Raw genomic sequence first — 13,432 nt, forward strand, 5'->3', positions numbered from 1 at the left:
AAAGCGATGCCGGCCGTACAGGAGACAGTGGACCAGGTCCGCTCGTTGGATGTCGATCAGTACAAGTACGGGTTCTTCACGGAAATCGAATCCGAGAAGGCCCCGAAGGGTCTGAGCGAGGACACCGTCCGCTTCATTTCGGCGAAAAAGAATGAGCCGGAATGGATGCTCGAGTGGCGCCTCGAGGCGTTCCGCCGCTGGCAGACCATGCCGGAGCCGCAGTGGGCGCGGGTGAGCTACCCGCCGATCGCCTATCAGGAGCTCTATTACTATTCCGCGCCGAAGCGGAAGGAAGCCCTGTCGATCGACGATATCGACCCGGAAATCCTCGCCACCTATGAGAAGCTCGGCATTCCGCTGCGCGAGCGCGACGCGCTGCTCGGCATCCAGAGCGGCGGCTCGAAGGTCGCCGTCGACGCGGTGTTCGATTCGGTCTCCGTGGCCACCACCTTCAAGGAAGAGCTCGCCAAGGCCGGCGTGATCTTCATGCCGATCTCCGAGGCCGTGCGCGAATACCCCGAGCTGGTGCGCCAGTATCTCGGCTCCGTCGTGCCGGTGACCGACAACTACTTCGCCACGCTGAATTCGGCGGTGTTCTCCGACGGCTCCTTCGTCTATGTGCCGAAGGGCGTGCGCTGCCCGATGGAGCTGTCGACCTATTTCCGCATCAATGAGCGCAACACTGGCCAGTTCGAGCGCACGCTCATCATCGCCGATGAAGGCGCCTATGTGAGCTATCTCGAAGGCTGCACCGCGCCGCAGCGCGACGAGAACCAGCTTCACGCGGCGGTGGTCGAGCTGGTCGCGCTGGCCGATGCCGAGATCAAGTACTCGACGGTGCAGAACTGGTATCCGGGCGACAAGGACGGCAAGGGCGGCATCTACAACTTCGTCACCAAGCGTGGCGACTGCCGTGGCGACCGCTCCAAGATCTCCTGGACGCAGGTCGAGACCGGCTCGGCCATCACCTGGAAGTACCCGAGCTGCATCCTGCGCGGGGATAATTCGCAGGGCGAGTTCTACTCGATCGCGATTTCCAACGGCTACCAGCAGGTCGATTCCGGCACCAAGATGATCCATCTCGGCAAGAACACGTCGAGCCGCATCATCTCCAAGGGCATCGCCGCCGGCCACTCGGACAACACCTATCGCGGCCAGGTGACGGCGCATCGCAAGGCGACCGGCGCGCGCAACTTCACCAATTGCGACAGCCTGCTCATCGGCGACAAGTGCGGGGCGCACACCGTGCCCTACATCGAGTCGAAGAACAGCAGCGCCCAGTTCGAGCACGAAGCGACCACCTCGAAGATCTCCGAGGACCAGCTCTTCTACTGCCGCCAGCGCGGCCTCGATCCGGAAGAGGCGACGGCGCTGATCGTCAACGGCTTCGTCAAGGACGTGCTCCAGCAGCTTCCCATGGAGTTCGCCGTGGAAGCCCAGAAGCTGATCGCCGTGAGCCTCGAAGGCTCGGTGGGCTGACGCCCGTCACCATCCTCCCGGACGCGGCGGTGCCGCGCTCCGGGATCGTGTCCCAGACTTTCAGCGCGCCCCGACCGGGACGCCGCGCTCCAGATACGGAATGAACGACATGGCCATGCTCGACATCGACAACCTCCACGCCAAGATCGACGGCGATCACGGCAAGGAGATCCTCAAGGGTCTCTCGCTGACGGTGAACCCCGGCGAGGTCCACGCGATCATGGGGCCGAACGGCTCAGGCAAGTCCACGCTCTCCTACATCCTCGCTGGCAAGGAAGACTATGAGGTCACCGACGGCTCGGTGACGCTCGACGGTGAGGATCTCTTGGAGATGGAGATCGACGAGCGCGCCGCGAAGGGCGTGTTCCTCGCCTTCCAGTACCCGATCGAAGTGCCCGGCGTCGCCACCATGACCTTCCTGCGCTCGGCGCTGAACGCACAGCGCAAGAAGCGCGGCGAGGAGGAAATCTCCACGCCCGACTTCCTGCGCCTCGTGAAGGACAAGGCGGCGAACCTCGGCATCAACCAGGACATGCTGCGCCGCGGCGTCAATGTCGGTTTCTCCGGCGGTGAGAAGAAACGCGCCGAGATCCTGCAGATGGCGATCCTCGAGCCGAAGCTCTGCATCCTCGACGAGACCGATTCCGGCCTCGACATCGACGCCCTCAAGGTCGTGTCCGAGGGCGTGAACGCCCTGCGCTCGCCGGACCGGGCGATGATCGTCATCACCCATTATCAGCGCCTGCTGAACCACATCGTGCCGGACTTCGTGCATGTGATGCACAAGGGCCGGATCGTGCGGTCGGGCGGCAAGGAACTGGCGCTCGAGCTCGAAGCCAATGGCTATGCCGAGTATCAGCAGGACGCGGCCTGAGGTGGATGAGATGAACGCCGATATCCGTCCCATCCGGACCCCGGCCGAGCAGGCGTTCATCGCCGCTCTGGACGGGCTGCCCGCGAGTGGCGACCGGCTGGCCGATCTGCGCCTCGCCGCCGCCCGCAGCTTCGCCGAGCACGGCCTGCCGCACCGGCGGGTCGAGGAGTGGAAGTACACCGATCTGCGCACGCTGATGCGCGAGGCCGTGTCGGTCGCCGGTACTGCCGCCGTGGCTGAGGCGGATGCGCGCGCCACCCTGCTGCGCGAGGTCGAGGCGCGCCGCATCGTCGTCGCCAATGGCGCGGTGGTGCCGGAGCTCTTCGATCTTGCCGATCTGGAAGCCGGCCTCACCATCACCACCCTGGCTTCTGCCAGCGCGGCGGGTGACGAGGTGCTGAGCCGCATTGGCGGTATCCTGCCCGGCCGCTACGACGCGGCGCTGGCGCTCAATACGGCGCTGGCGAAGGATGGCGTCGTCATCACCGTGGCGTCCGGCACCGAGATCGCACGGCCGATCCATATCGCCCATGTCTTCGCCGGCACGGGCGCGGCGGCGAGCTTCGCCCGCTCGCTGGTGGTGCTCGGCGCGGGCTCGAAGCTCACCGTCGTGGAGAGCTTCGAGGGGCCGCAGGCCATGGCCTATCAGGCGAACAGTGCGACCGAATTCACTGTGGGCGACGAGGCGCATCTGGACGTTGTGCGGCTGCAGGAGGATGGCGACCGCGCCTTCCACCTCTCCACCCTCCTGTTCGATGTCGGCCGGCAGGCGCAGGTTCACGCCTTTACCTTCGGCATCGGCGCGGCAGTGGCGCGCACCTCGCTCTATGCGACTCTGTCGGGCGACAGCAGCCAGGTGGGCTTCAACGGCGCCACGCTGCTGAAGGGCCGCCAGCACGCGGATTCGACCCTGCTGGTCGACCATCAGGTGCCGGGCTGCGAGAGCCGCGAGCTGTTCAAGACCGTGCTCGACGACCAGACCCGCGGCGTGTTCCAGGGCAAGATCATTGTCCGCCAGGCGGCGCAGAAGACCGACGGCCGGATGATGAGCCGCGCGCTGGCGCTCGGCGACGAGGCCGAGATGGACAACAAGCCGGAGCTGGAGATCTTCGCCGACGACGTGCAGTGCGGCCATGGCGCCACCTGCGGGGCGATCGACGACGATCTGCTGTTCTATCTGCGCGCCCGCGGCATCCCGATGAAGGAAGCGCAGAGCCTGCTGGTGCAGGCCTTCGTCGGCGAGGCCATCGAGACGGTCGAGCATGACGGGCTGCGCGAGGCGCTGGTCGAGCGGGCGGAAGCCTGGCTCAAGGCGCGGGCGTGAGCGCGCTGCGCGCATCAAAGCCGTCATCCCGGACGCGGCAGCGCCGCGATCCGGGATCGTCCGCACATTAGGGCCGCTGTCGGCCCGCGTTCCCGGCGCGACGCGCGCGCGTCGTCCGGGATGACGCCCTCTGGAGAGGCCGCATCATGACCGACAAGGTCACCACTCATCCTGCCGTGTCCAACGGCACCTATGACGTCGCCCGCGTGCGGCAGGATTTCCCGATCCTGTCCAAGCTCGTCTATGGCAAGCCGCTGGTCTATCTCGACAATGCCGCGTCGTCGCAGAAGCCGGTCCAGGTGCTGGACCGCATGCGCTACGCCTATGAGAACGAATATTCCAACGTCCATCGCGGCCTGCATTACCTCGCCAACGCGATGACCGAAGCCTATGAGGAAGCCCGCGAGCGCTGCCGCGCCTTCCTCAATGCGCCGACGCTCGATGAGGTGATTTTCACCCGCTCCGCCACCGGCGCGCTCAACCTCGTCGTGTCCTCGCTTGGCCAGTCCATCGGCGAGGGTGACGAGATCGTGCTCTCGATCATGGAGCACCACTCCAACATCGTGCCATGGAACTATCTCCGCGAGCGCAAGGGCGCGGTGATCAAGTGGGCGCCGGTGACGGAGGAGGGGGCCTTCGACCTCGAGGCCTTCAAGGCGCTGCTCACCGAGCGCACCAAGATCGTCGCCATCACCCATATGTCGAACGTGCTGGGCACGGTAACCCCGATCAAGGAAATCGCCCGCCTCGCCCACGACGTCGGGGCACTGGTCGTGGTCGATGGCTCGCAGGCCGCCGTCCACATGCCGGTCGACGTGCAGGATCTTGATGTCGATTTCTATGCCGTCACCGGTCACAAGCTGTACGGGCCGACCGGCATCGGGCTGCTTTATGGCAAGCGCGCGCTGCTGGAGACCATGCCGCCTTACGAGGGCGGTGGCGAGATGATCCGTACGGTGACGGAAGAAGGTGTCACCTATGGCGAGCCGCCTCACCGCTTCGAGGCGGGCACGCCGCCCATCGTGCAGGCTGTCGGCCTCGGTGCTTCGCTGGCCTATATGGAGAGCCTCGGGCGCGAGCGCATCGCCGCGCATGAAGCCTCGCTCGCCGCCTATGCCAAGGAGCGCCTGTCGCGCATCAACTCCATCCGCATCTATGGCGATGCGCCGGGCAAGGGAGCGATCTTCGCCTTCGATGTGAAGGGCGCGCATCCGCACGATATCGCGACCATTATCGACCGCGCGGGCGTCGCCGTTCGCGCCGGCACCCATTGCGCGATGCCGCTTCTGGGGCGATATGGTGTGACAGCGACGTGCCGGGCGTCGTTCGCGCTCTATAACACCCATGAGGAAGTCGACATTCTCGCCGACGCCCTCATCAAGGCTCAGGATCTTTTCGCATGAGCGAAGCCACCGGAAGTCTCGCCGATACGCCGAACGCCCCGGCGATCGCGTCCACGATCCCGCAGGAGGAACTCGACCGCCTGACGGACGAGATCGTCACCGCGTTGAAGACCGTCTACGACCCGGAAATCCCCGTCGACATCTACGAGCTCGGCCTGATCTACAAGGTGGACATCGCCGATGACCGGCAGGTCGCCGTCGAGATGACGCTGACCACGCCGAACTGCCCCTCCGCCGCCGAGCTTCCCGGCATGGTGGAAGGCGCGGTGGCGAGCGTCGGCGGCGTGTCGGGCGTCACCGTCAACCTCACCTTCGATCCGCCCTGGGACCAGGGCCGCATGTCGGAAGAGGCGCGGCTGACGCTGAACCTCTGGTGAGCCGCGTGACGGCGGGGCCCAATCCGGTGCCGCCGATCTCCGGTGTGGTCGAGACCGGGCTTTATGTCGACGATCTCGCCCGCGCCCGCGCCTTCTATGAGGGCGTTCTCGGCCTGAAGCCCATGGTCGCGGATGGCCGCTTCTGCGCCTATGACGCGGGCCCCGGCAGCGTCTTGCTGCTCTTCCTGCGCGGGGCAACGCTGGACCCCGTGACCATCGCCGAGGGCACGATCCCTCCACATGACGGCCACGGCCCGCTGCACTACGCGCTCGCCATTCCCGCCACGTCGGTGGAACAGTGGCGCCAGCACCTTGAGCTACAGGGAGTCGCCATCGAGGGGCGGGTGGACTGGAAGGGTGGCGGCGTCAGCCTCTATTTCCGCGATCCCGACCAGCACCTCGTGGAACTCGCCACACCGGGCCTGTGGCCGAACTATTGAGGCCGCTCTGGCGCCTTCAGCGCTGGCGGCATGGCGGACCGGCGGCAATCCGCCTTGCCTGAACCTTGTTCCTACCCCATCTTAACGGACGACCGATCCGCTGGCCTTGAACCGGCGCCGATTAGGAGACGACCCCGATGAGCCTGCCCCGTTCCCGTCCGCCCATCATGTCGCTGACCGAGGCCGCCGCCGAGCGCGTGCGGTCGATCATCGCCCGTTCCGACAAGCCGGTCATCGGCCTGCGTGTCGGCGTGAAGAATGGCGGCTGTGCCGGCATGGAATACACGATGGAATTCGCCGAGGAAGCCGGCCGCTTCGATGAAGTGGTCGAGGACAAGGGCGTGAAGGTTCTCATCGACCCCAAGGCGGTGCTCTATCTGCTGGGCACGCAGATGGACTACAAGACCGACAAGTTTGCCGCCCAGTTCGTGTTCAACAACCCGAACCAGACCTCGGCCTGCGGCTGCGGCGAATCGGTGGCGATCACCCCGGTCCGCTCCGAGGCGGCCGAGATCCACGCCGGCTGAGACGAGTGGCGGGGGCGGCCTGATGGATCCCACAGCCGTCGCCGACATCTTCGCCACCTTCCGGCCGGTGCGCTGCCGACGCATGTTCGGCGGCCTCGGCGTCTATGCCGACGGGGTGATGTTCGCCCTTGTGGCGGATGGCCGGCTCTATCTGAAAGCGGATGTGCCGTTTGGCGGCGAACTCGCGGCGCGTGGGGCCGAGCCCTTCATCTATGAGAGCGGCGGCCGCACGGTCACGGTGAGCTACTGGTCCATGCCGGAATCGGCGCTGGACGACCCGGACGAGGCCGCCGAACTTGGCGCGCGGGCCCTTGGGCTGGCACGCCGCGCGGCGGCAGAGCGGGAGGCAGCCTCACGCCGGCGGGTGGTTCCCCACGGCATGTGACCGGGCCCAAGCCCTTCGCCACGCGACTGACGCGGTTCCCAACATGAAAGCGGCCCGGACATGCCGGGCCGCGATGTTTCTGTATGAGGCTGGCCAGTCCGCCTCGTATCAGCTGGCCTTGATGCGCACCGGGCGCAGCAGGAAGGCCGGCAGATGCGAGGTGTCGGCCGGCTCGTCGGCCGGCTTGCGCTCTTCGCGGCGATGGGTGAGCGGGGTCACCGGCGCGCGCGTCGGAGCCTTCGGCTCGCGGGGCTCACGCGGAGCTCGCGCGGCAGCGGGCTGCACGGTAGCGGCTCCATCGGTCGCGCCCGTGCCGGCCGGGGCGCTCTTGCCACGACGACGAGCGGGCTTGGCGGGGGCGTCCACATCCGGAACGACGGTTAGCGCGGGGGCTTCCACCGCCTCGACGAGGGCAGCCTCGTCGGCGCCACGCCGGCGGGCCGGGCGGGCTCCCTTGCGTTCGCGATCCTCGCCATCACGCTCGGGCGCGCGGCTGCGGCCACGATCACGGCCGCCACGGCCACGTTCGCTGCTGCCGGCCCGGTCGCTGCGCTCGCGGCGCGGCTCGGAGGGCGGCAGGTTGTCGAGCGTCGCGCCGTCCTTCCACTCGATCGAGCGGCCGATCAGCTTTTCGATCGCCGCCAGCGACTTGACCTCGCCGGGCGTGACGATGGTGAACGCCGCGCCAGCGCGGCCAGCCCGGCCGGTGCGGCCGATGCGGTGGACATAATCCTCGGCATGGTGCGGCGTGTCGTAATTGAACACATGGCTGACGGCCGGGATGTCGAGGCCGCGCGCGGCGACGTCGGAGGCCACCAGCAGATTGGCCTCGCCGGTGCGGAACTGGTCGAGCGCCTGCATGCGCGAGCGCTGGTCCATGTCGCCATGCAGGCAGACAGCCTTGTAGCCGTGACGCAGCAGCGACTTGTGCACCACCGCGACTTCACTCTTGCGATTGCAGAAGATGATGCCGTTCTGAAGGTTCTCGCCTTCATTGATCAGCTTGCGCAGCGTCTCGCGCTTGTCATAGTCCTCCTTGCCGGAGGCCACGAGCAGCTGCGTGATGGTCGAGGCGGTGGACGAGGGCCGCGAGGCTTCGATCTGCACCGGGTTCGACAGGAACTGCGCGACGAGGCGCTGGATTTCCGGCGGCATGGTGGCCGAGAAGAACAGCGTCTGGCGGGTGAACGGCACCAGCTTGCAGATGCGCTCGATGTCCGGGATGAAGCCCATGTCCAGCATGCGGTCGGCCTCGTCGATGACGAGGATCTCGATGCCGGAGAGCAGCAGGCGCCCGCGCTCGATATGGTCGAGCAGGCGGCCGGGCGTGGCGATCAGCACATCGACGCCACGCACCAGCTTGGCGTCCTGGTCGCCGAAGGAGACGCCGCCGATCAGCAGGGCGACGTTGAGCTTGTGGTTCTTGCCGTACTTGACGAAGTTCTCTTCCACCTGGGCGGCCAGTTCGCGCGTCGGCTCCAGAATGAGCGTGCGCGGCATGCGGGCCCGGGCGCGGCCCTGCTCCAGCAGGGTGAGCATCGGCAAGGTGAAGGCCGCTGTCTTGCCCGTGCCGGTCTGGGCGAGGCCCAGCACATCGCGGCGTGCAAGCACATGCGGAATGGCCTGCGCCTGGATCGGCGTCGGCTCGGTATAACCGGTATCAGCGACGGCCGAGAGCACCTTGTCGCTCAGGCCCAGTTCGTTAAAAGGCATCTGGGATCAATTCTGCGGCTGCGCACCGCCCGCCTGGCCCCGAGCCGTAACCGGGGTCGGCTGAGTTGTCGTCGCGCGGAGCGCATCAGTCGGATAAGGTCAGACGACGGCCGCACCATAGGCGCAAAGCTCGGAAAGTCAATGAAAATAGCCGCTTTTACGGCACTCGCCCGCGTCCCGGGTCGCAGCGTAAGCCGCATGGCCGGGGTGACGGCATGAGCCGGGCCTTCGTCAAGGAAGATGGCGGCGGCGAGAGCCTGCCCGAGCGCCCCGTCAGCCCGCACCGAAACCTCGTCACGCGGCGCGGGCTGGCGCTCATCGACCGGGCGCTCGGGCTCGAGCGCGAGGCGCTGGCGGCGGCCACCGTCACGGGGGATCGCGCGGCCGTTGCCGCCGCGTCGCGCGAGCTGCGCTACTGGTCGTCCCGCCGGTCCAGCGCCGAACCGATTGACCCGCCGCAGGACGGCGCGGCGATCACCTTCGGCATGCTGGTGACGCTGGAGGACGAGGAGGGCCGCTGCCGCCGCTTCCGCATTGTCGGTGAGGACGAGGCGGAACCGCGCGAGGGCCGCATCGGCTGGATCTCGCCGGTCGCCCGCGCGCTGATGGGCAAATGGATCGGCGATGAGGTCAGCCTGCCCACGGGCGTGATGGAGATCGCCGACGTCGACACCACGCCCGAGACCGAGGAGGAGGCCTGATGCTGCTCCCCACCGAGACGCTGCTGGTCTTCGTTCCGGCCGCGCTGGCGCTGAACCTTACGCCCGGCAATGACATGCTGTTCTGCCTTGGGCAGGGCATGAAATCCGGCCCGCGCGCCGGTGTCGCGGCCAGCCTCGGTATTGCCGCGGGTGTGCTCATTCACACGCTGGCGGCAGGTATCGGCCTTGCAGCCGTGCTCCGGGCGCATCCGGCGGCGTTCGAGGCGATACGCTGGGCAGGCGTCGCCTATCTCGTCTATCTCGCGGTGCAGGCCTGGCGCGCGCCCGGCCCGCTCCTGGCGCCGGCAGCGATGGCCAAAGCGAGTGCCTTCGCGGCCTGGCGGGAAGCGGTGGTGGTGAGCCTGCTCAATCCCAAAGTGGCGGTCTTCGTCCTCGCCTTCCTGCCGCAATTCGTCGACCCGGCGCGCGGTTCGACCTTCCTGCAGTTTTTCCTGCTCGGTGCGATCCTCAATACCGGCGGGACGCTGATCAACATCGCCGTCGGCACCTTCGCCGGCCGCCTCAGTGGCTGGCTCGCCGCGCGCACCCACGTCGCCCGTTGGCTGCAACGCGCGACCGGCGGGATATTCCTGCTGCTGGCCGCGCGGATCGCGTTTGAGCGGCGGTAAGAGCCGCTCAAATATCCAGTAACTCCTCGCCGGCGAAGGCCGCGCGTTCGGAGATGAAGGCGAAGCGGCTTTCCGGTTTGTTGCCCATCAGCCGCTCGACGATGTCGGCGGTGGCGGCGCGCTCGGCGTCGTCGATGGTGACGCGCAGCAGGGTGCGCGTCTTGCGGTTCATCGTCGTTTCCTTGAGCTGCGCCGGCATCATCTCGCCGAGGCCCTTGAAGCGGCCAATATCGACCTTGCCGCGCCCGGAGAATTCCTTACGCAGCAGCTCGTCGCGATGCGCCTCATCCCGCGCATAGAGCGTCTTGGCGCCCTGGGTGATGCGGTAGAGTGGCGGCACGGCAAGGAAGAGATGGCCGTTCTCGATCAGCTTCGGGGTCTGCCGGTAGAAGAAGGTCACGAGCAGCGAGGCGATGTGAGCGCCGTCGACATCGGCGTCGGTCATGATGATCACGCGCTCATAGCGCAGATCCTCGTCGCGATAATTGGCGGCGGTGCCGCAGCCAAGCGCCTGGATGAGGTCGGAAAGCTGCTGGTTCTGCGCGAGCTTGTCGCGGCCGGCGCTGGCGACGTTGAGGATTTTGCCGCGTAGCGGCAGCACGGCCTGGCTCTGCCGCTCGCGCGCCTGCTTGGCGGAGCCGCCAGCCGAGTCACCCTCGACGATGAAGAGTTCCGAGCCCGCCGCCGAGTTGTTGGAGCAGTCCGCCAGCTTGCCCGGCAGGCGCAGCTTGCGCACGGCGCTCTTGCGAGAGACTTCCTTTTCCTGCCGGCGGCGCAGCCGCTCGTCGGCGCGCTCGATCACCCAGTCGAGCAGGCGGCTCGCCTGAGGCGGGTTGCCGGCAAGCCAATGGTCGAACGGGTCGCGCAACGCGCCTTCGACGATACGGGCGGCCTCGGCGGTGGCGAGCTTTTCCTTGGTCTGGCCCTGGAATTCCGGCTCGCGCACGAAGACCGAGAGCATGGCCGCGCAACCCGCCATCACATCGTCGGCGGTGATGATGGCGGCGCGCTTGGCGTTGCCGGTGCGTTCGGCGTGGTCGCGCAGGCCCTTGAGCAGCACGGCGCGCAGGCCGGTCTCATGAGTGCCACCTTCGGCGGTGGGGATGGTGTTGCAGTAGGAGGAAATAGCGCCGTCCGCATCGCCGAGCCAGGCTACCGCCCATTCGGCCGAGCCATGGCCACCGGGCCGCGAGGTCTTGCCGGCGAAGATGTCGGGATGGACCAGCGTATGGCCCTCGATATCGGCGGCGAGATAGTCCTTGAGGCCGCCGGGGAAGCGGAAGGTGGCCTTGGGCGGAATTTCGTTGCCGGCGACCAGTTCCGGGTCGCAGGTCCAGCGAATCTCGACGCCGCCGAAAAGATAGGCCTTGGAGCGCGCCATCTTGAAGACGCGGGCCGGCTTGAAGCGGGCGCCCTCGCCGAAGATCTGCGCGTCCGGGTGGAAGCGCACCCGCGTGCCGCGCCGGTTCTGCACCCGCCCGACTTCCTGGATGGGCCCCTGCGGCATGCCGCGCGAATAGAGCTGGCGATAGAGCACCTGGCCGCGCGCGACCTCGACCTCCAGCACGTCCGACAGCGCATTGACGACGGAGACACCGACGCCGTGCAGGCCGCCCGAGGTCTCGTACACCTTGCTGTCGAACTTGCCGCCGGCGTGGAGCGTGGTGAGGATGACCTCCAATGCCGACTTGCCGGGATATTTCGGGTGGTTCTCGATGGGGATGCCGCGGCCATTGTCGGTCACGGTCAGGAAGCCGTCGGCGGTCAGTTCCACCTCGATGAAGCTGGCATGGCCGGCGACCGCCTCGTCCATGGAATTGTCGATCACCTCGGCAAAGAGATGATGCAGCGCCTTCTCGTCCGTGCCGCCAATATACATGCCCGGCCGGCGCCGCACCGGCTCCAGCCCTTCCAGCACCTCGATATCCGCGGCCGTGTAGCCGCTCTCGCCGGGCAGGCCGGGGGAGGCGGCGGCAGCGCGCGCAGGCTTCGGCGCGGGCGGGGTCGCCGCAGGCTTGGGCGCGGCGGGGGGAAGGTCGAACAGGTTCGGATCGGACATCAGGCAGGCGGGCTTTCGCTGAAGGAGGTCTCAGGCGATTCCATTACACCACATTATGCCAAAGCGCGTCAGTCGCGTGAACAGGACGTGAACAATCAGCAGCGCAGCCGTTTACGGTTAGCGCGCACCTCGCGGCCGTAGAGCCCCACAATAGCGCCCCCAGCATGTCCCTTTGTCCGGTGACGAGAGCGCGGGCGAGGGGCGAGCGGCGGAGGCTCAGCGTTGTTCCCGCCCGTGTCGCGCGGCGGCCATGCGCGCGGCGCGCAGATCCGTGTCTTTCCCGCGACATGCATCCGGTGTAATGGCGCGGTCTCCATTCGCGGGGCGTTCCCCGCGCCAGTGACGGGATACGCCACCATGACGGACAGCAAGGCACGGATCGCCATCCTCGGAGCCTCGGGCTACACCGGCGCGGAGCTGGTGCGCCTGCTGGTCCGTCACCCCCGCGTGGACATCGTCGCGCTCACCGCCGACCGCAAGGCCGGCCAGAGCATGGCCGAGGTTTTCCCGCAATTCGCGCCGCTGAACCTTCCGACGCTGACGACCATCGACGCGGTGGACTGGTCGGGCGTCGACCTCGCCTTCTGCGCCCTGCCGCACGGCACCACGCAGCAGGTCATCAAGAAGGTCTTCGAGACCGCGCCGCATATCAAGATCGTCGATCTGTCGGCCGATTTCCGGCTTCGCGATGCCGGCGCCTATGAGCAGTGGTATGGCCACCCGCATCAGGCGCTGGAGCTGCAGCAGGAAGCCGTCTACGGCGTCGTCGAGCTCTATCGCGACGACATCCGCAAGGCCCGGCTCGTCGCCAATCCCGGCTGTTACACCACGACCGCCATCCTACCGGTGGTGCCGCTCATTGAGGCCGGCGCCATCGACCCGGAGCACATCGTCATCGACGCCAAGAGCGGCGTGACGGGCGCGGGCCGCGCGGCCAAGGAGAACCTGCTCTACACCGAGGTGACGGATGGCATGCACGCCTATGGCGTCGGCGGCCACCGGCACACGGCGGAATTCGACCAGGAGTTTTCCAAGGCCGCCGGCCGCAGCGTGGTGCCGACCTTCACGCCGCATCTCATCCCGATGAGCCGCGGCATCTACGCGACAATCTATCTTAAGACGGGCGCGGGTGTCGGCGCCGAGGGCGTGCATCGCGTGCTGGCCGATTTCTATAAGGGCGAGGCCTTCGTGCATGTGCTGCCGCTCGGCCAGGTGCCGCAGTCGCGCTTCGTGAAAGGCTCCAACATGGCCTTCATCGGCGTGGTGCAGGACCGCGCGCCGGATCGCGTGGTCGTCATCTCCACCACCGACAATCTGGTGAAGGGCGCCTCCGGCCAGGCGGTGCAGAACATGAACCTTGTGCTCGGCTATCCCGAGACGCTGGGGCTCGACCAGATCGCCATGTTCCCGTGATGCTATGACCGTCATCCCGGACGGCCGCAGGCCGATCCGGGATCGCATGGCGCTCGCAGTCCGCTAACGATCCCGGCTCTCCGCTGCGCGGAGCCTGTCCTTGGGCTT

13 protein-coding genes are annotated in these 13,432 nt (G+C 67.2%); 11 read left to right on the top strand and 2 right to left on the bottom strand.

Translation table 11 applies throughout. The annotated features are described in order from the left end of the window. Nucleotides 1–6: 6 nt before the first annotated feature. The 8 genes from sufB to AncyloWKF20_RS02915 all read left to right on the top strand — a co-directional run bounded on the left by sufB (nucleotide 7) and on the right by AncyloWKF20_RS02915 (nucleotide 6,809). Nucleotides 7–1,479: a Fe-S cluster assembly protein SufB gene (gene sufB / locus AncyloWKF20_RS02880; RefSeq protein WP_267582927.1), complete on the top strand. Its 1,473-nt coding sequence runs from the start codon at nucleotides 7–9 to the stop codon at nucleotides 1,477–1,479. Between the two features lie 115 nt (nucleotides 1,480–1,594). Continuing rightward, entirely contained in the window at nucleotides 1,595–2,353 is a 759-nt protein-coding gene (gene sufC, locus AncyloWKF20_RS02885) for a Fe-S cluster assembly ATPase SufC (RefSeq protein ID WP_279317862.1), read from the top strand. Between the two features lie 10 nt (nucleotides 2,354–2,363). Then, a complete protein-coding gene (gene sufD / locus AncyloWKF20_RS02890) occupies nucleotides 2,364–3,677 on the top strand; it encodes a Fe-S cluster assembly protein SufD (RefSeq protein ID WP_279316454.1) in 1,314 nt (437 codons plus the stop codon). 146 nt (nucleotides 3,678–3,823) lie between these two features. Further along, a complete protein-coding gene (locus AncyloWKF20_RS02895) occupies nucleotides 3,824–5,080 on the top strand; it encodes a cysteine desulfurase (protein WP_279316455.1) in 1,257 nt (418 codons plus the stop codon). After that, a complete protein-coding gene (locus tag AncyloWKF20_RS02900; protein ID WP_279316456.1) occupies nucleotides 5,077–5,457 on the top strand; it encodes an SUF system Fe-S cluster assembly protein in 381 nt (126 codons plus the stop codon). Before AncyloWKF20_RS02895 ends, AncyloWKF20_RS02900 begins: the two co-directional genes overlap by 4 nt. A 5-nt stretch (nucleotides 5,458–5,462) precedes the next feature. Continuing rightward, entirely contained in the window at nucleotides 5,463–5,897 is a 435-nt protein-coding gene (locus AncyloWKF20_RS02905) for a VOC family protein (RefSeq protein ID WP_279317863.1), read from the top strand. 137 nt (nucleotides 5,898–6,034) lie between these two features. Then, nucleotides 6,035–6,424, top strand: a complete 390-nt coding sequence (gene sufA, locus AncyloWKF20_RS02910; RefSeq protein ID WP_279316457.1) for a Fe-S cluster assembly scaffold SufA — start codon at nucleotides 6,035–6,037, stop codon at nucleotides 6,422–6,424. 22 nt (nucleotides 6,425–6,446) lie between these two features. Beyond that, nucleotides 6,447–6,809: a TfoX/Sxy family protein gene (locus AncyloWKF20_RS02915; protein WP_279316458.1), complete on the top strand. Its 363-nt coding sequence runs from the start codon at nucleotides 6,447–6,449 to the stop codon at nucleotides 6,807–6,809. 108 nt (nucleotides 6,810–6,917) lie between these two features. Here the strand turns inward: AncyloWKF20_RS02915 and AncyloWKF20_RS02920 are convergent, their stop codons facing one another. Then, on the bottom strand, nucleotides 6,918–8,522 hold the full coding sequence (locus AncyloWKF20_RS02920) for a DEAD/DEAH box helicase (RefSeq protein WP_279316459.1): 1,605 nt from the start codon (nucleotides 8,520–8,522) through the stop codon (nucleotides 6,918–6,920). 215 nt (nucleotides 8,523–8,737) lie between these two features. On the opposite strand from AncyloWKF20_RS02920, the gene AncyloWKF20_RS02925 reads away from it, so the two are divergent. Beyond that, nucleotides 8,738–9,223: a GreA/GreB family elongation factor gene (locus AncyloWKF20_RS02925; RefSeq protein WP_279316460.1), complete on the top strand. Its 486-nt coding sequence runs from the start codon at nucleotides 8,738–8,740 to the stop codon at nucleotides 9,221–9,223. Further along, nucleotides 9,223–9,852 carry a LysE family translocator gene (locus AncyloWKF20_RS02930; protein WP_279316461.1) on the top strand — a complete coding sequence of 210 codons (630 nt, stop codon included), beginning with the start codon at nucleotides 9,223–9,225 and terminating at the stop codon, nucleotides 9,850–9,852. The genes AncyloWKF20_RS02925 and AncyloWKF20_RS02930 overlap by 1 nt, the downstream gene beginning before the upstream one ends. 7 nt (nucleotides 9,853–9,859) lie before the next feature. On the opposite strand, the gene parE is transcribed toward AncyloWKF20_RS02930, so the two are convergent. Further along, nucleotides 9,860–11,911, bottom strand: a complete 2,052-nt coding sequence (gene parE, locus AncyloWKF20_RS02935; protein WP_279316462.1) for a DNA topoisomerase IV subunit B — start codon at nucleotides 11,909–11,911, stop codon at nucleotides 9,860–9,862. A gap of 357 nt (nucleotides 11,912–12,268) precedes the next feature. Here parE and argC point away from each other — a divergent pair, with 357 nt between their 5' ends. After that, entirely contained in the window at nucleotides 12,269–13,324 is a 1,056-nt protein-coding gene (argC, locus tag AncyloWKF20_RS02940; RefSeq protein WP_279316463.1) for an N-acetyl-gamma-glutamyl-phosphate reductase, read from the top strand. Nucleotides 13,325–13,432 lie beyond the last annotated feature (108 nt).

The organism is Ancylobacter sp. WKF20 (genome assembly GCF_029760895.1).
Taxonomy (GTDB): Bacteria; Pseudomonadota; Alphaproteobacteria; order Rhizobiales; family Xanthobacteraceae; genus Ancylobacter.